General features: G+C 61.1%; 17 protein-coding genes. 5 read left to right on the forward strand and 12 right to left on the reverse strand.

What is annotated here, in order from left to right:
• The first annotated feature begins 74 nt into the window (after positions 1–74).
• From RT21_RS04375 to lipB, 3 genes are all read left to right on the forward strand, one after another.
• A complete protein-coding gene (locus RT21_RS04375) occupies positions 75–1,232 on the forward strand; it encodes a D-alanyl-D-alanine carboxypeptidase family protein (protein ID WP_045424049.1) in 1,158 nt (385 codons plus the stop codon).
• Between the two features lie 60 nt (positions 1,233–1,292).
• Positions 1,293–1,577: a DUF493 domain-containing protein gene (locus RT21_RS04380; RefSeq protein ID WP_045424051.1), complete on the forward strand. Its 285-nt coding sequence runs from the start codon at positions 1,293–1,295 to the stop codon at positions 1,575–1,577.
• A gap of 61 nt (positions 1,578–1,638) precedes the next feature.
• Positions 1,639–2,295, forward strand: coding sequence for a lipoyl(octanoyl) transferase LipB (lipB, locus tag RT21_RS04385; RefSeq protein WP_046161772.1), 657 nt, complete (start codon positions 1,639–1,641; stop codon positions 2,293–2,295).
• 92 nt (positions 2,296–2,387) lie between these two features.
• On the opposite strand, the gene lipA is transcribed toward lipB, so the two are convergent.
• The 6 genes from lipA to leuS all read right to left on the reverse strand — a co-directional run bounded on the left by lipA (position 2,388) and on the right by leuS (position 9,715).
• A complete protein-coding gene (gene lipA, locus RT21_RS04390) occupies positions 2,388–3,440 on the reverse strand; it encodes a lipoyl synthase (protein ID WP_046161773.1) in 1,053 nt (350 codons plus the stop codon).
• 277 nt (positions 3,441–3,717) lie between these two features.
• A complete protein-coding gene (locus RT21_RS04395; RefSeq protein ID WP_046161774.1) occupies positions 3,718–5,019 on the reverse strand; it encodes a lytic murein transglycosylase in 1,302 nt (433 codons plus the stop codon).
• A 60-nt stretch (positions 5,020–5,079) separates the two neighbouring features.
• Positions 5,080–5,238, reverse strand: coding sequence for an alternative ribosome rescue factor ArfA (gene arfA, locus RT21_RS04400; protein WP_021209677.1), 159 nt, complete (start codon positions 5,236–5,238; stop codon positions 5,080–5,082).
• 153 nt (positions 5,239–5,391) lie between these two features.
• Positions 5,392–6,420 carry a DNA polymerase III subunit delta gene (gene holA, locus RT21_RS04405; protein WP_046161775.1) on the reverse strand — a complete coding sequence of 343 codons (1,029 nt, stop codon included), beginning with the start codon at positions 6,418–6,420 and terminating at the stop codon, positions 5,392–5,394.
• A 40-nt stretch (positions 6,421–6,460) separates the two neighbouring features.
• Positions 6,461–7,066, reverse strand: a complete 606-nt coding sequence (gene lptE / locus RT21_RS04410) for an LPS-assembly lipoprotein LptE (RefSeq protein WP_046161776.1) — start codon at positions 7,064–7,066, stop codon at positions 6,461–6,463.
• Between the two features lie 42 nt (positions 7,067–7,108).
• On the reverse strand, positions 7,109–9,715 hold the full coding sequence (gene leuS / locus RT21_RS04415) for a leucine--tRNA ligase (RefSeq protein ID WP_046161777.1): 2,607 nt from the start codon (positions 9,713–9,715) through the stop codon (positions 7,109–7,111).
• A gap of 255 nt (positions 9,716–9,970) precedes the next feature.
• Here leuS and RT21_RS04420 point away from each other — a divergent pair, with 255 nt between their 5' ends.
• Together RT21_RS04420 and RT21_RS04425 are read left to right on the forward strand one after the other, a co-directional pair.
• Positions 9,971–10,423, forward strand: a complete 453-nt coding sequence (locus RT21_RS04420) for a hypothetical protein (RefSeq protein ID WP_177327047.1) — start codon at positions 9,971–9,973, stop codon at positions 10,421–10,423.
• A 72-nt stretch (positions 10,424–10,495) separates the two neighbouring features.
• Entirely contained in the window at positions 10,496–11,269 is a 774-nt protein-coding gene (locus tag RT21_RS04425) for a YdcF family protein (protein WP_046161778.1), read from the forward strand.
• 33 nt (positions 11,270–11,302) lie between these two features.
• On the opposite strand, the gene lnt is transcribed toward RT21_RS04425, so the two are convergent.
• From lnt to RT21_RS04455, 6 genes are all read right to left on the reverse strand, one after another.
• Positions 11,303–12,814 (reverse strand): apolipoprotein N-acyltransferase, encoded by a 1,512-nt coding sequence (gene lnt / locus RT21_RS04430; RefSeq protein ID WP_046161779.1) that lies wholly within the window; start codon positions 12,812–12,814, stop codon positions 11,303–11,305.
• Between the two features lie 98 nt (positions 12,815–12,912).
• Complete coding sequence (locus RT21_RS04435; protein WP_045424070.1) at positions 12,913–13,761, reverse strand: HlyC/CorC family transporter; 849 nt, start codon at positions 13,759–13,761, stop codon at positions 12,913–12,915.
• 39 nt (positions 13,762–13,800) lie between these two features.
• Positions 13,801–14,259, reverse strand: coding sequence for an rRNA maturation RNase YbeY (gene ybeY, locus RT21_RS04440; protein ID WP_177327048.1), 459 nt, complete (start codon positions 14,257–14,259; stop codon positions 13,801–13,803).
• Entirely contained in the window at positions 14,246–15,253 is a 1,008-nt protein-coding gene (locus RT21_RS04445) for a PhoH family protein (protein WP_045424072.1), read from the reverse strand. The genes ybeY and RT21_RS04445 overlap by 14 nt, the downstream gene beginning before the upstream one ends.
• Before the next feature lie 144 nt (positions 15,254–15,397).
• Entirely contained in the window at positions 15,398–16,738 is a 1,341-nt protein-coding gene (gene miaB, locus RT21_RS04450; protein WP_046161780.1) for a tRNA (N6-isopentenyl adenosine(37)-C2)-methylthiotransferase MiaB, read from the reverse strand.
• 165 nt (positions 16,739–16,903) lie between these two features.
• On the reverse strand, positions 16,904–17,428 hold the full coding sequence (locus tag RT21_RS04455; protein WP_046161781.1) for a tetratricopeptide repeat protein: 525 nt from the start codon (positions 17,426–17,428) through the stop codon (positions 16,904–16,906).
• Positions 17,429–17,441: the final 13 nt, after the last annotated feature.

Below are 17,441 nucleotides of genomic sequence, written 5' to 3' on the forward strand. Positions count from 1 at the left end.
GGCTCTTCATCGCTGATGGATAAGCGACGCTGACCTGTAACCGTTTTTGCCACACCCACCTTTTTGAGAGCGCAATGACTATCACCACCTTCGTGCACCGGCTGTTCCTTCTCACCGTGCTGGCCGTAGCGCCCACCGCCTGGGCCGAGCCGATCATTCCTTCACCGCCACAGCTGGCGGCCAAGTCCTACGTTTTGATGGATGCCGCCAGCGGCAAGGTGCTGGTCGAGAATGCTGGTGATGAACGCCTGCCGCCGGCCAGTCTGACAAAACTGATGACGGCTTATATCGCCACACTGGAAATCAAGAAGGGGCAGATTTCCGAAAGCGACATGGTGACTATTAGCGAAAAAGCCTGGCGCACCGGTGGCTCGCGGATGTTCATCCAGGTCAATACGCAGGTTTCGGTAGACGATCTGCTGCACGGCATCATTATTCAGTCTGGCAATGACGCCAGCGTGGCCATGGCAGAACATATTGCCGGCAGCGAAGAGGCCTTTGCCGACCTCATGAACAGCACGGCTCAGCGACTGGGCATGACCAATACGCACTTCATGAATGCCACAGGGCTGCCTCATCCAGAACACTATTCTTCCGCCGCCGATATGGCCAAGCTGGCCCGCGCGATCATTCATGAGGATCCCGCACACTACGGCATTTATGCCCAGAAGGAATTCTTCTGGAACAACATCAAACAGCCCAACCGCAACCTTCTACTGTGGCGCGACAAGACCGTCGACGGTTTGAAGACCGGCCATACCGAAGAGGCTGGCTACTGCCTGGTCGCCTCCGCAGTTCGGGATGACATGCGTCTGATCACCGCTGTCTTCGGCACCAACAGTGAGCAGGCACGTGCCGCCGAGACGCAGAAACTGCTGACCTATGGCTTCCGCTTCTTCGAGACTCGGACCTTCTATCAGAAGGGTGTTGAGCTGGCGACGTCCCGTGTCTGGAAGGGCCAGCAGGACCAGGTCAGTGCTGGGCTGGCGAACGACCTGACCATGACGCTGCCGCGTGGGCAGATGGACAAACTCCAGGCCGGCCTTACCTTTAATCCCGAACTCACCGCGCCAATCCAGCAGGGTGATGTGATCGGCAAAGTCGAGGTAAGTCTCGATGGCGAGGTGCTGCAAAGCACAGACCTGATTGCTTTGCAGGCGGTAGAGGAAGGTGGGTTATTCAGCCGTCTGTGGGATAGCATTCAGCTATTCTTCTTCAACCTCTTTAACTGAACCTCTGGAGCGTGCCCTCGCTATTCGCCGGGCGCGCTTGCGGATCATGAGTCTGTTGCCATGACCGAAAGCAAAAGCGAAACACAAGCACCCAAAATCGAGTTCCCCTGCGAGCGCTATCCGATCAAGGTGATCGGCGATGCGGGCGAAGGCTTCAGCGAGACGGTGGTAGAAGTGATCCGTCGGCATGCGCCGAATTTTGATGAAACTACGTTGGTAAGCCGCGACAGTCGTAACGGACGTTTTCTATCCGTGCAGGTACTGATCACGGCGACGAGCGTCGAGCAGTTGCAAGCGATCCATGTCGATCTGCGCGCCACCGGGCGCGTGCACATGGTGTTGTAATGGGCCGGCATCCCACCAATGCACGTATGGTTGTAAGTCCTCCAGGCGCAGGTGCTTAGTCATGAGTATCTCGCTGCTGGGGGTGCGTGAGCTCGGTCTGGTGGACTATCCCGTCGCCTGGCAAGCCATGCAGCGCTTTACCAACGAACGGCAGCCGGACACTGTTGACGAGATCTGGCTGCTGCAGCATCCGCGGGTGTTCACCCAGGGGCAGGCCGGCAAGGCCGAGCACCTGCTGTTGCCCGGCGATATCCCTGTGATACAGGCTGATCGGGGTGGACAGGTGACCTATCACGGCCCCGGGCAACTGGTGTGCTACCTGATGCTGGACGTCCGTCGGTTAGGTTTTGGTGTGCGCGAACTCGTCAGCCGCATCGAACAGAGCCTGATCGATTTGCTTGCCAGCTACGATGTGCAGGCCTTGGCCAAACCGGACGCGCCTGGCGTGTACGTCCAGGGTGCGAAGATCGCGTCCCTCGGCCTGCGCATTCGTAACGGACGCTCTTTCCATGGCCTGGCGCTCAATGTGGACATGGACCTGGAACCCTTCGGGCGGATCAATCCTTGCGGCTACGCCGGCATGGCCATGACCCAGTTAGCCGATCTGGTAGAAGGGCCGATAGCCTTTGCCGAGGTTGGTGCCCGCCTGCGTGACGAGCTGGTCAAGCACCTCGGCTACGCGCAGCAGCAGACCCTCACAAACGCAGTAATAAGCTAGCTAAGACAGGCTTATCCAATAGGTCAGCGGGGCATGACGGATATAAAACGCCTACCCAGTCAAGATAGAGGGGTAGGCGATGTTCGGCACGATCAGTTCAGATTGAGGGTCGGTATGAGGCTGCTGTCGAACGGCTGGCCCGGTACTGGCACCGGAGCGGCCAAGCCCAGGTTGTTTTTCTCGAACACCCGGTCGGCTCGGTAGCTGGAGCGCACCAGCGGGCCGGCGGCGACTTCCATAAAGCCCTTTTCCAGACCGATATCGCGGAAACGATTGAATTCTTCGGGGCTGACCCAGCGCTTGACCGGCAGGTGGTTGCGGGTCGGCTGCAGATACTGGCCGAGAGTGAGGATGTCGACGCCGATGGCGCGCAGGTCATCCATAGTCTGCAGCACTTCCTCGTCGCTTTCGCCCAAGCCCAGCATCAGGCTGGTTTTGGTCAGCATCTCCGGGCGATGGCGCTTGGCATGCTCCAGCACGCGCAGGGTTTTCTCGTAGCCGGCGCGAGGGTCGCGCACTTCATGGGTCAGGCGCTTGACCGTCTCGACGTTCTGCGCGAAGACTTCCAGGCCAGAGTCCGCCACGCGTTCGATGGCTTGCAGGTCGCCGTCGAAGTCCGGAGTCAGGGCCTCCACGACCACCTGCGGGGTGCGCTCCTTGATGGCGCGCACACAGGCGGCGTAGTGCGCGGCACCGCCGTCGTTAAGATCGTCACGGTCCACCGAGGTCAGCACGATATAGCGCAGCGCCATGAGCTCCACCGACTTGGCGGTGTTCTGTGGCTCCTCCTGATCCAGCCAGCCGTTGGGGTTGCCGGTATCCACCGCGCAGAAGCGGCACGCGCGGGTGCATACCGAGCCCATGAGCATGATGGTGGCGGTGCCGTTGGACCAGCATTCGCCCATGTTCGGGCAGTGCGATTCCTGGCATACGGTGCTCAAGCGGTGCTCGCCCACGTTGCGCTTGACCGCTTCGAAGCGGCTGCCGCTGGGCGCCTTGACCCGCAGCCACTTGGGCTTGGGTTCGAATACCTGGGGTTCGCTTAAGGCGCGGCGTTTCTGCCCGTCCTTGATCGCGGTGATGCCCTGAGTGGTGCGGAATTTATCGCCGCTGGCAACGGTTTTGGGCTGGGAGATATCGGACATCGGCAATCTGGGCTCCGCTAGAGGCTCCGTGGGACGAGACGGCTTGTGGCCGCCGCGCAGTTTATCACAGGCGCTGACCGGTCAGTCTGCGTGACGAGACATGCATGGATCGACATCGCCGCAGCGGGGAGCCGCACAGGCGATCTGGTCGTGCACGAGTGTTCTATTCGCTTTTACCTGCGCTACCGCCCCTTTGTTTGCCAACAAGTGCGAGTCACCCGGTTGCGGAGCCGGGCGACTTGGGGCAGTGCATGGCCGATGAGTTCGGCCATGCTTGCTAAGGTTCTGCGCGCAGACGTCCCAGCAGTTCCTGCGTCGGATGCCCGTCGGCGGGCCAGCCGAGCTGTTGCTGGAAGCCACGGATAGCGCTGCGGGTGTTGGCGCCGATGATGCCGTCTGCAGTGCCTGGATCGAAGCCTCGGTTTGAAAGGCGTTCCTGCAGTTCAAGACGCTCTGAGCGGCTCAATGGCTGCTCCCCTTGTGGCCAGTCTGCACGGACCCTGCCGGCGCCATCGAAGCGCTCCGACAGCAGGCCGATCGCCAGCGCATAGGACGATGAATTGTTGTATCGCAGTATCGCGCGGAAATTATCCAGGACCAGAAATGCTGGGCCGCGGTACCCGGCGGGAAGCAACAGCGTCGCGCTTGCAGCATCCATGGCGGTATCCGTCGGCAGTCCGGTCAGTCCCAGTTGACGCCATTCGGACACTGGCTTGCGGATTGCATTGTCGGCCTGGGCGTAGTCGAATCCATCCGGCAAGGTGACTTCGAAACCCCACGGTTGCCCGGCTTTCCAGCCAGAGGCTTGCAGATAATGTGCGGCTGATGCCAGGGCGTCGGCGGTACTGCTCCAGATATCCCGGCGGCCATCGCCGTCGAAATCCACCGCGTGGGTGTTATAGGTGGTCGGGATGAACTGGGTCTGTCCCATGGCGCCGGCCCAGGATCCCCGCAGCTGGTCGGCGCTTACATCGCCATGCTGGAGGATTTCCAAGGCCGCCAACAGCTGGCTTTTGGCAAATCCAGGGCGTCGACCCTCATGTGCCAGTGTGGCGAGCGAACGGATCACGCCCTTGTCGCCCATGATCTGTCCGTAGCTGCTTTCAAGACCCCAGATCGCGACCAGCGTATTTCGATCGACAGCGTAACGCGCTTCTATATCGTTCAGCGTCGCTTGGTGCTGCTCGAGCAGACGTCTGCCGCGATCGACACGCTGTTTCGACAGGGCACCGTCCAGGTACTGCCAGACCGGGCGGGTGAATTCCGGCTGGCTTCGATCAGCGATGATGATGCTTGGATCAGGCGTGACGCCTGCAAAGGCACGGTCGAATACCTGCGCCGAAATACCCGCGTTAAGGGCTTGGCTACGAAACCTGTTGCGCCATTCTGCGAAGCTCAGCTGTTCAGGCTCGGCTTCGGATGACAAGGCAGTGAGTTCGACGGTGCTAGGGGGTGTTGGGCTAGCGGAGGTCAGCGCGCTCGGTGCGACCGGTTCGGCGGCGCAGGCGACCATGATGCTCAGGGCTGATCCGGCAATCAGGGTACGCAGCAGCAGGACGGGAACGAAGGTGTAAAGCATGCACCACTCTCGGCAGGTCATCGGCACGTGACATTATCACGCTTTGAGTGACTTGGCTTTTCAAGCCGCCAGAAGGACCGAAGCCTCCCAGTTGGTGGACTGGGAGGCTTCACGGCGGTAGCTGCCTTTGCCTTTTTTAGGCTGTTCCTGGCGGCTGCGGAACAGGGGTTGGGCCACCAGGCTCTTGGCCTTGTTTGGCCGCTTTCGTTGCTTGCTCATCGATTACCCTCTCGGTTGCTATGGATCAGCCGGGGGAATCATAGGGGCTGTATAAAAAATGTCCAGACCTGAACGGTAGGCATCTGGCGCTTAGCGCAAATCAGAGAGCCTGACCGCACCTGAGGGAGGACACCCACACTGTTTCGCTTCGTGCTACAGCCTGATCTGCCGTCCGCTCAGCTGAAGGCAGAGATCGGTCAAGCCGACCCATGGGTCACCTTCGGCCTGCCCTTTGATTTGCTCATCGATGCGCTGCGCATCCATCAGGAGCCGCTGCCAACCCGCTGCATCGTGGCGCTGCAAGGCTTTGCTGACCAGCGGCTTGCGCTTGTCCCATACCGGCGGGCGGGCCTGGCTGAATGCCCGGTCAAGCGGTACGCCTTGACTGTACTGCTGGGCGATGTTGGCCAGCTGGCGGACTTCTCGCGCGACGGCCCAGAGAATGACCGGCGCTTCGACCCCCTCGCCACGCAGGCCCGCAAGCATCTGCAGGATGTGTTCGGGCTGCCCCAGCAGCGCGGCATCAATTAGCCCGAAGACGTCGTAGCGGGCGCTATCGGCAACCGCAGCCTGGACGGTTTCGGTGCTTACCTGGCCCGCTTCAGCGAGCAGTCTGAGTTTTTCGATTTCCTGCGCGGCGGCGAGTAGGTTGCCTTCGACACGAGCCGCGATCAACTCCACGGCTTCCTGGTCTGCAGCAAGACCGGCTTGCGCGAGGCGCTGGCGAATCCACTGCGGCAGCTGTTGCGCGTCCACCGGCCAGATCTGCACGAACTGCACGTGTTTGCCGTCGATCAGCGCCTTGGCCCATTTGGTCTTCTGAGTATTGCCGTCTAGCTTGGGCAGGCTGATCAGCAGTACGGTGTCTTCTGCGGGACGCGCAAGGTAGTCGATTAGCGCCGCGGCGCCTTTGTCGCCGGGCTTGCCGTTGGGAATGCGCAGCTCCAGGAGGCGTTTTTCCGCAAACAGGGAAAGGCTGGCACCGGCTTCGATGAGTAGGCCCCAGTCGAAACCGGTCTCGACGTTTAGAACCTGGCGCTCGCTGAAGTCCTGTTGACGGCAAGCCGCACGTATCGCGTCGCAGGCTTCCTGGCAGAGCAAGTGCTCGTCGCCACTGACCACATAAATCGGCGCAAGAGAGCCTTGTAAGTGCTTGGTGAGCTGGGCGGGAGGTAGCTTCATCGGAAGGGCCGGGAGCCTGCGCTGGCGGGCTCCCCGGTCGTCATTGGAGGGGCAGTTCGATGGGCGACTGCAATGGTCGCGCAGACTGTTCGCGCATCTGGGCCTCGATCGCCTCGGCTTCAGCACGCTTCTTCGCTTCCGCTGTCTGCTGAAGTTGGTCGAGCTGCGCAGGCGTGATGTTGCGTAGGCGCATGCTCAGTTGCTGCAGAAGCTCGCGGCGCATTTCCCGGCGCAGCTGGCTGGCTTCCTGATCCGAACTGATCAGGTTGCTGCTGTCATGAACATAGACCTTAGATACTTCGACTTGGTCTTCCAGCAGCACCGAGTTCTGCGGGCCGCGGATCTCATAGTCGAGGGCCTGGGTCAGTTCGTATTCGGCAGTGCGCGCAGCAGTGGTGTAACTGGCGGTGCGCTGTCGGGTCTGCTCGCGTACCAGGTCCAGGGTATAGCGAGCGCCGGGATAAACCCTGACGCCGCTGTCCTTGAGCAGTTCTTCAAGTTGCTGCACGGTTTCGCCATAGCTGTTGCGCGCTTGCAGATTAATTTCATCGAGCGCGAAACTGGCATCGCCCGTCCCGCGAAGCTGAAAGCCGCAGGCGCTCAACAGCAGGGCCAGGCCGACCACCACCAAATTGCGTTTGATCATGTTGTATCCCCTTGCCAGCCTTGGCGCACGCGCCAAGGCGAATCAGTTAGCGACGATGTTGACCAGCTTGCCCGGTACCACGATGACCTTGCGAATCGTCAGGCCCTCGGTGAAACGCACTACGTTCTCGTTCGCGCGGGCAGTGGCTTCGACTTCTTCACGTGTGGCGCTGGCGGGCACTTCGATTTGTCCGCGTAGCTTGCCGTTGACTTGCACCACCAGCGTCAGGCTGTCCTGAACCAGAGCAGACTCGTCGACGGCCGGCCACTGTGCATCAATGATCGAGCCGCTGTTGCCCAGCTGTTGCCAGAGCTCGTGGCAGATGTGGGGTGTGATAGGGGCCAGCAGCAGTGCGACGGTTTCCAGGCCTTCCTGCAGCAGCGCGCGGTCCTGCTCGGTTGCAGCAGTCGCTTTCTCCAGCACGTTCATCAACGTCATCACCTGGGCGATCGCGGTGTTGAATTTGTGATGCTGCCCAACATCCTGGCTGGCCTGCTTGATCGCAAGGTGGATCGCGCGGCGTACAGCCTTCTGCTCATCGCTGAGGGCGGAAATATCCAGTTTCGCAACGGCACCCGCGCTGACATGGGCATGTGCCAGTCGCCAGACGCGGCGAAGGAAGCGGCTCGCACCCTCGACGCCGGAATCGGACCATTCCAGGCTCATGTCTGGTGGTGAGGCAAACATCATGAACAGGCGGCAGGTATCGGCGCCATAGCTGTCGATCATGGCTTGCGGGTCGACACCGTTGTTCTTCGATTTGGACATCTTCTCGGTGCCGCCGATCTCCACCGGCAGGCCATCGCTGGCGAGCTTCGCACCAATGACCTTCGCCTTGGCATCACGCTCGACAATGACGTCGGCCGGGTTGAACCAGTCCTTGCCACCGTTTTCCAGGGTGCGGTAGTAGGTGTCGGCAATCACCATGCCCTGGGTCAGCAGATTCTTGAACGGCTCGTTGGAGCTGACCAGACCTTCGTCGCGCATCAGCTTGTGGAAGAAGCGCGCGTAGAGCAGGTGCAGAATCGCGTGCTCGATGCCGCCGATGTACTGATCCACCGGCAGCCAGTGGTTAGCTGCGGCTGGGTCGACCATGCCCTGATCATAGTGAGGTGAGGCGTAGCGGGCGAAGTACCAGGACGACTCGACAAAGGTGTCCATGGTGTCGGTTTCACGCTTGGCTGCGGCGCCGCATTTGGGGCAGCTGCAGTCATAGAATTCCGGCATACGGGCCAGCGGCGAACCGGCGCCGTCAGGGACGACGTCTTCGGGCAGTACGACCGGCAACTGGTCTTCCGGCACCGGGACATCACCGCAGGTTTCGCAATGGATGATCGGGATCGGGCAACCCCAGTAACGCTGGCGGCTGATGCCCCAATCGCGCAGACGGAACTGGGTGCGGGCTTGGCCCAGGCCTTTGCGCTGCAGCGATGCTTCCATGGCATCAAAGGCGCCGTCGAAGTCCAGCCCGTCGAAATCGCCGGAGTTGATCAGTTCCCCGTGTTCGCCATAGGCATCGTTCCAGGGCGCGGGTGTTTCGTCGCCGGCACTGGTGCGCACCACCGGCTTGATCGGCAGGTCGTACTTGGTGGCGAAGGCGAAGTCGCGCTCGTCGTGGGCCGGCACGGCCATCACGGCACCTTCGCCGTAATTCATCAATACATAGTTGGCGACCCAGACCGGCAGCAGTTCGCCTGTCAGTGGGTGCTGCACACGCAGGGAAGTGGCGAGGCCTTTCTTTTCCTGAGTGGCGATATCGGCTTCGGCCACGCCGCCACGCTTGCACTCGTCAATGAATGCCTGCAGTTGGGCGTTGTTCTGGGCGGCGAGTGTGGCCAGCGGATGTTCGGCCGCCACGGCGACATAGGTCGCGCCCATCAGCGTATCGGGGCGGGTGGTGAAGACCTTCATCACGCCTTCGCTGCCAATGCTGGCAACGTCGTAAGGGAAGCTGATCTCCATGCCGCGCGACTTGCCGATCCAGTTGCGCTGCATGGTCTTGACCTGTTCCGGCCAGCCGTCCAGCTCGTCCAGGCTTTCCAGAAGCTCATCCGCGTAGGCGGTGATCTTGAAGTAGTACATGGGGATTTCGCGCTTCTCGATCAGCGCGCCGGAACGCCAGCCGCGGCCATCGATGACCTGCTCGTTGGCCAGCACGGTCTGGTCGACCGGGTCCCAGTTGACGGTGCCGTTCTTGCGGTAGATCACGCCTTTTTCATACAGGCGGGTAAACAGCCATTGCTCCCAACGGTAGTAATCGGGTTTGCAGGTGGTGACTTCCCGCGTCCAGTCGACTGCCAGGCCCAGGCTCTTCAGCTGGGTGCGCATGTAGTCGATGTTTTCGTAGGTCCACTTGGCCGGCGCGACCTTGTTTTTCATGGCCGCGTTTTCTGCTGGCATACCGAACGCGTCCCAGCCCATGGGCTGCAGCACGTTCTTGCCCTGCATACGCTGGTAGCGTGCAATCACGTCGCCGATGGTGTAGTTGCGCACGTGCCCCATGTGCAGCTTGCCGCTGGGGTAGGGGAACATCGACAGGCAATAGAAGGTGTCCTTGCCTGGCTGTTCGCTCACTTCAAAGGATTTCTGCGCGTCCCAGTGGGACTGCGCGGCGGCTTCGATCTCGCGGGGCTGATACTGTTCGTGCATGGCTACTGGCGTTGGAAAAGAGGCTGGCTGCTCGCATCGCAACTCGGGCTGCCGCACCGCCGGCTCTAAGCCTGACGCAAACGGCGGCGCAACGGGTTGATACGAACGCATGGAAGCGCCGTAGCATACATGACCCTTTGCAACCGAGGGAAACCCGATTTGCCAGCATTGTTCGGCCCCGTTTGTCGAGTGCGAGATGGATGTTCGAGTCTGAACTACGCTTGTACAGGGGGCGGGATGAGCATGAGGTGAATCATGGGTAGAGAGCGCCAGGCGAATGAGGGAAACCTGTACGGACGCGTGCTGCAACGGCTGACACTGGCTCTGGAAGAAGCCGAACGAACGACGGGTGATGACACTGGGACTACTACCGAATTGGAGGTTGGTGGGTTGACGCCTGCCGAGTTCGACCTGATCCGAGCCTATCTGCAACAGGATGCGCAATGGCTGTCCGGTTGGCACGCGGCTGCCGAGGAACAGGCGCAGCTGGACCGCCAGGCGTCCCGGCCCGCGTTGCGTAATGTGCTGCGGCATCACTCCGGCAAGCGCTGCAAGCAGAGTCCACCCGCGCTTCAGCAGGCGATGACGTGCGCGCTCTGCGGCGCCAGCGTGCATTGGCCAGAGGGGGCCGGTCCGGTGGCCTGTTCGGCGTGTGGCTCGCAGTTGCTGCGTGCCAGGCAACGGTTGCATACCTACCCAAAGCATTGAAGGCGTCCGTGCTGCCGACAAACGGGCGCCCCGGGAGGTAAAGTTGCGGCGACCGATCAACCGGAGCTGCACATGCCGATACGCTATTTCTTCAAACAATTGCTGCTACCGCCCGGCGGGCTGTTGTTGCTGTTGCTCGCAGCCTGGTGGCTGCGGCGGCGCTCGCCACGGCTGGCAGCGTTCTGTTTCGTGCTGGGATTCGGCGGGCTGTGGCTGATGAGCTTACCGGTGACGGTCGAGTGGGCGGCGCGGGCAATTGAAAGCGAAGTGGCGCTAGATCGCTCGGAGTGGAGCGGCCTCGGCCGGCGTGCCCAGGCGATTGTCGTGTTGGGCGCAGGTCGTGAACAGGCCGATCCTGGCTGGGGTTCCGATCAGCCCAGCCATATTGCGCTCGAGCGGCTGCGTTACGCCTCGCGATTGGCAAAGGCATCGGGTCTGCCGATCCTGGCGAGTGGTGGGCTGCACTATGGCGAGCCGCCGAGTGAAGCGCTACTGGCTGCAGAGGCGCTGGAGCGTGATTTCGACACACAGACGCAATGGCTCGAAGAGCGCAGTCGGACCACCTGGGAGAACGCGCGCTACAGTGCGGAAATGCTCAAGGCGGCGGGCATCGAACGTATCGTGCTGGTAACTTCGGCATCGCACATGCCACGGTCCCGCTGGTGTTTCGAGGAGGCGGGGCTGGAGGTGATCGCCGCTCCGGTAGGATTCGTGGGTGTCCCCAACGGGCGACCCTTTGGTGGCTGGCTGCCCGAGGCGAAGGCCGTCTGGCAGACCGGCATGCTGCTCAACGAAGCGGTCGGCATGCTGGTCTATCCGCTGCTTTATGACGGCGATTCTGAATAGCGCTGCGTTGGCTGTCAGTGCCCGCGCCTTACATCAGCCCCGCCGACGGCGCACCAGGCCCCAGCCGAGCAACAACACACAGACGACGATCAGCGGCCAGGAGCGCCATTGCAGATAGGGCGTCAATCCCTGCATGGGCGTGACTTCACCGTATAGCACCGCTTCCTTGAACGCCGGGATTTGCTCGACGATGCGACCGTGCGGGTCGATCAGCACCGTGACGCCATTGTTGGTGGCGCGAATCATCCAGCGACCGGCTTCAAGGGCTCGCATCTGCGCCATCTGCAGATGTTGCAGCGGGCCTATCGAGTGGCCGAACCAGGCATCGTTGCTGACGGTGAGTAAGATGTCGCTTTGCGCTGCGAGGCTGGCGGCAAACTCCGGGTAGACCACTTCGTAGCAAATGAACGGCGCAATCTGAAACCCCTTCGCCTGCAACAGCAGCTGCTCAGGCGTGCCACGCGCGAAGTCCGACATCGGCAGGTCGAAAAAGGCAATCAGCCCGCGCAAGACGTCTTGCAACGGCACGTATTCACCGAACGGCACCAGCTTCTGCTTCAGGTAGGTACCTTGCGCGTCGCCCGCCGTGGTTAGGCCGTTGTAGTAGCGCAGCTCGCCGTCGGCATTGGGCTGGCGTACCGGAACGCCGGTGATCAAGGCTGACTGCCGGTCCTGGGCAAAGCGGCTCATCATCGTCAGGTAGCCTTCAGCGTGCTCCTTGAGTATCGGCACTGCGGTCTCCGGCCAGACGATGAGATCGGCAGGTTGGCTGCGGAAGGTCATGTCGCGGTAGAGCAGGAGCTGCATCTCGAGCTTTTTCGGGTCCCATTTGATGCTTTGCGCGACGTTGCCCTGCATCGCGGCGACGGTGATTGGTTCGGCTTTTGCGGTTGTCCAGGTGTGGTTGCCTAAGCCCAGTGCGCCGCCCCAGAGGGCCACTACGAGCAGCGATGCTCCGGCCAGCGATGCCTTGTGACGCAGAAGCTGGGGTAGCTCGACCAGCAGTGATGCGGTCAATGCGAGCGCAAAGGTCAGCAACCAGACGCCACCGAGCGGCGCAAGCCCCGCTAACGGCCCTTGCAGTTGGCTATAACCGGCATAAAGCCATGGGAAACCCGTCAGTACCCAGCCGCGCAGTGCGTCCAGGGCGAGCCAGAGCGCAGCGAACAGCAGAGCGTTGAGCAGGGGCGCCGTCGGTTGTCGCAGCCAGCGGGCCCAGGCCCAGCCAAGCAACAGGAAGAACAGTGCCAGCCCGGCGACGAAGCCCAAGGTCAGCGCACCGGCCAAGACAGGCGGAGCCGAGCCAAAGTCGTGAATGCTCACGTAAACCCAGCTGACGCCGGAGGCGAACAGGCCGAAGCCGTAGCACCAGCCGCGACCGGCCGCCTGTTTCGGCGTCAGCTCTCGCAGGCCCAGATAAATCAGACCCATCGACACCAAGGCCAGCGGCCAGATATCGAAAGGGGCAAGCGACAGCGTTGTCAGGGCGCCGGCGGCGAGCGCCAACAGGTTGCCCAGCCAGCCGGGGCGGGTAATCCAGCGCATGGATGTTCCTTGGGTAACCGCCGCGAGCATCGAGGGTGCGCGGCGGGTGGATGCTAAAAGGATCTATCTAAGCCAGTGCAACAGCGCCCCGCAGAACGCTAGCGGCTTTCAGCTTCGGTACGGGTCAGGCGCAGCATATGCACGCGGCGACTGTCGGCGTTCAGTACGCGGAAGCGGAAGCCATTTATCTCAGTCACCTCGTTACGCTTGGGCAGATGGCCGAAGGTGCTCATCACCAGCCCAGCAACAGTATCGAATTCTTCATCCGGAAATTCGCTCTGGAAGAACTCGTTGAAGCTGTCGATCGGTGTCAGCGCCTTGACCAGGAAGTCGCCGCTGGGCAGTGGCCGGATGTAGCTGTCTTCTTCGATGTCGTGCTCGTCCTCGATATCACCAACAATCTGTTCGAGTACGTCTTCGATGGTCACCAGTCCGGCGACACCGCCGTACTCGTCGATGACGATCGCCATATGACTGTGATTGGCGCGGAACTCGCGCAGCAGCACGTTGAGGCGTTTGGATTCGGGCACGAAGGTGGCGGGGCGCAGCAGGTCCTTGATGTCGAAATTCTGCTGATCGTTTTGCAGGATCAGCGGTAGCAAGTCCTTGGCCAGCAGCACGCCGATAACTTCGTCGAGGCTGTCGCCCACTACCGGATAGCGCGAGTGCGCTGCGGAAATGATCGCGGGGAGAAACTCCTTCGGCGACTGGTCGGCCCTGATGCTCATTACCTGCGAGCGCGGCACCATGATGTCGCGCACCTGCAGATCGGCGACCTGGATGGCGCCTTCGACAATCGCCAGGGCTTCGTTGTCGAGTAGTTTGTTCTGGTGGGCGCCGCGCAATACTTCCAGCAGCTCCTCACGATTTTTCGGCTCATGGGCAAAAGCCTGGCTGATTTTCCCAAACCAGGACTTCTGCCCGTTGCTCGATCGGTCTTCGCTCATGTCTTTGACTCAATGGTCCTTGCAGTTGCCCGTAGCGGGCTATTCGTCGGCGTAAGGATCGGTGTGACCCAGCTCCGCCAACAGTTGACGCTCGATGCTCTCCATTTCCTCGGCTTCGTCGTCATCGATATGATCGTAGCCGAGCAGGTGCAGACAGCCATGGATGACCAGATGCGCCCAGTGCGCCTGCAGTGTCTTGCCTTGTTCTGCCGCCTCCCGCTCAAGCACCGGCACGCAGATCACCAGATCGCCCAGCAGCGGAATGTCCAGCAATCCGTCTGGCACTTCGGCCGGAAAGGACAGCACGTTGGTGGCGTAATCCTTCTGGCGCCATGTCCGGTTCAGCTCGCGGCCTTCGGGTTCGTCCACCAGGCGGATGGTCAGCTCGGAGTCGGCCGTGCGCTGGCGCAGCCCCAGCTCGCACCAGCGACGCAGGTCCGCTTCGGACGGGATGGCTCCCTGGCTTTCGCATTGCAGGTCGAGCTCAATCACGTCCATGTTCCTGAAGCGTGCGATTGCCGTTCTGTGCCTGGTCGCCCTCGAATGCCTCATAGGCTTCGACAATTCGCTGTACCAGCGGATGGCGTACCACGTCCTTGGGTTTGAAATGTGTGAAGCTGATGCCGTTGACGTCCTTCAGGACTTCGATCACGTGGGCCAGACCGCTCTTGGTGCCACGAGGCAGGTCGACCTGCGTGATATCGCCGGTGATCACCGCTGTCGAGCCGAAGCCGATGCGGGTCAGAAACATCTTCATCTGCTCGAGGGTGGTGTTCTGGCTCTCATCGAGGATGATGAAGCTGTTGTTCAGCGTGCGCCCACGCATGTACGCCAGCGGTGCGATCTCGATGACCTGCTTCTCGATCAGTTTAGCGACCTGCTCGAAACCGAGCATTTCGTAGAGCGCGTCATACAAGGGGCGCAAGTAAGGGTCGATCTTCTGGGCCAGATCGCCGGGCAGGAAGCCGAGCTTTTCACCGGCCTCGACTGCCGGACGTACCAGCAGAATGCGGCGAATCTGCTCGCGCTCCAGTGCATCGACGGCGCAGGCGACTGCCAGGTAAGTCTTGCCCGTGCCGGCCGGGCCGATACCGAAGTTGATGTCGTTGTCGAGGATCGACTGCACGTAGCGCTGCTGATTGACGCCGCGTGGACGGATGTTGCCTTTGCGGGTGCGCAACGAAATGTTCGGGGTCGTGGACGAGTTGTTCAACTCTTCCATTGCCGACTCCTGCAGGAACAAATGAACCGTGTCTGGCGAGAGCTCAATGCTCTTGGTCTCGCGATACAGGCGTCGCAGGAGATGCTCTGCAGCTTGGGCCACATCGCTCGGGCCGACCAACTCGAATTGGTTACCACGATTGCGGATTTCCAGATCCAGGCGTTGTTCGATGAGGCGCAGATGCTCGTCGAACTGACCGCAGAGATTGGCAAAGCGATTGGCTTCAAAGGGTTCGAGGGTAAAACGATGAGGTTCTGTGGGGGCGTTCAAGGGCTTTTAGTTGACCTGCTTTGCAAAAAGATGGGAGGAGAATAGCGCCGCGTGAAGAAAAAAGCAGCGGCATGCCGGTCGTGGCGAGCCGTTGCGTTACTGCGGCTGCAGCTCATTCGGCTATCGGCCGCAGTAACGCGGTGCTCAGCTAACGACCGGCTCCAGCAGCGTGCCGCGCAACGAGTGCGGCAGCGCTTCGTCGATGTGCACGTCGACAAACTGTCCGATTAACCGAGGATTGTCGCAACGGAAATTGACGATCCGGTTGTGCTCGGTACGACCCTGTAGCATGCCTGGGTCTTTCTTAGAGTAGTCCGTGACGAGAATGCGCTGCTGCGTGCCCGCCATCCGTCGGCTGTTCTCGAAGCCCTGTTGGTTGATCCGCTGTTGCAGGATCGACAGGCGCTGCTTCTTCACGTCGTCTGGGGTTTCGTCGACCAGATCCGCTGCTGGCGTGCCCGGCCGCGAGCTGTAGACAAAGGAGTAGGAGAAGTCGAAACCAACGTCCTCGATCAGCTTCATGGTCTGCTCGAAGTCCTTCTCGGTTTCGCCTGGGAAGCCAACGATGAAGTCAGAGCTGATCAGGATGTCCGGTACGGCGGCCTTGAGCTTGCGGATGCGTGACTTGTATTCGAGCGCGGTGTGGTTTCGCTTCATCCCGGCCAGCACCCGATCCGAACCCGACTGAACCGGCAGATGCAGATACTTCACCAGCTCCGGCACTTCGGCATGAGCCTGGATCAGGGCATCGGAGAATTCCAATGGGTGGCTGGTGGTGTAGCGGATGCGGTCGATGCCATCGACTGCCGCGACCACGCGGATCAGTTCGGCCAGATCGGCGGTGCGGCCGTCATGGGTAGCGCCGCGGTAGCCGTTGACGTTCTGTCCGAGCAATGTGACTTCCCGAACGCCGTTTTCGGCCAGGTGAATGACTTCGGCAAGCACATCGTCGAACGGACGGCTGACTTCTTCGCCACGGGTGTAAGGCACCACGCAGAACGTGCAGTATTTGCTGCAGCCTTCCATGACCGAGACGAACGCGGTCGGGCCGTCGACACGCGGCTCGGGCAAGCGGTCAAATTTCTCGATCTCGGGAAACGAAATGTCGACCTGCGGTTTCTTCGTCGTGCGCGCTGCATCGATCATTTCGGGTAGGCGGTGCAGCGTCTGCGGACCGAAGACCACATCGACATAGGGCGCCCGGTCACGGATCGCCGCGCCTTCCTGGCTGGCAACGCAGCCGCCGACACCGATCACCAGCTGCGGGTTTTCAAGCTTGAGCTCCCGCCAGCGGCCCAGTTGCGAGAACACCTTCTCCTGGGCCTTTTCACGAATCGAGCAGGTGTTGAGCAGGATCACATCGGCTTCCGCCGGATTTGAAGTGATCTCCAGAGGTTGCTGCTCACCCAGCAGGTCAACCATGCGCGAGCTGTCGTACTCGTTCATCTGGCAACCGTGGGTTTCGATATAGAGCTTGCGGGTCATGTTACGGGCCGGCGTTGTGCAAAAAATGACCGGCGATTATACGGCCAGGGCGTGGGCGATAAAAGCGCAAGCGCAAAGGCCCGCCTCAAGCCATGAGTCGCAAGGGAAAACAGGCGGGTTTGGTGACATTGAGGCCAGTCGGAGTACGCATTAGCTGGCAGCGCGCTATTCGCCCGCCGTCTGCAGGTCCATCAGATAGTCGCGAAAGATCTGCCCGAGAACCTGAGTCGCGATTTCGTGCTCCTCACGGCCCATCTGCGCCGAGACACGATCGGCAGTATCCAGCGCTTCTTCTTCGCCATTGACCGCTGACATCTTCAACACAACGTAAGCCTGGACGTTGTTGGCGGGCACCCCTTCACCGCGAAAGAACATCACGCCGAGTCGATGCTGGGCCAATGCGTGTCCCTTCAGCGAGGCCTGCTCGAACCAGTGAAGCGCTTTGGCCAGGTCACGTGGAACGCGCCGGCCGTTGTAGTAATAGTCACCGAGCTCATAGGCCGCCTGCAGGTCACCCCCATTGGCGGCGTGTTCGCAGGCGCGCAGCGCTTCGTTCATCGCTTCCGGGACGGTGTTGAGCGCGCAGCGGGAAGTGGCAGGGATCAGCAGCGAGTTGCCGCCCGCCATGCCCAGCAGGGGAGTGAGTAGCAGCAGGCAGCCAAGAGTGAGGCTGCGACCGGTGCAAGTCATGAATCAAGGCGCC

The sequence above is a fragment of the Pseudomonas sp. 10B238 genome, from assembly GCF_000970615.1.
In the GTDB taxonomy this organism is placed as follows: Bacteria; Pseudomonadota; Gammaproteobacteria; order Pseudomonadales; family Pseudomonadaceae; genus Stutzerimonas.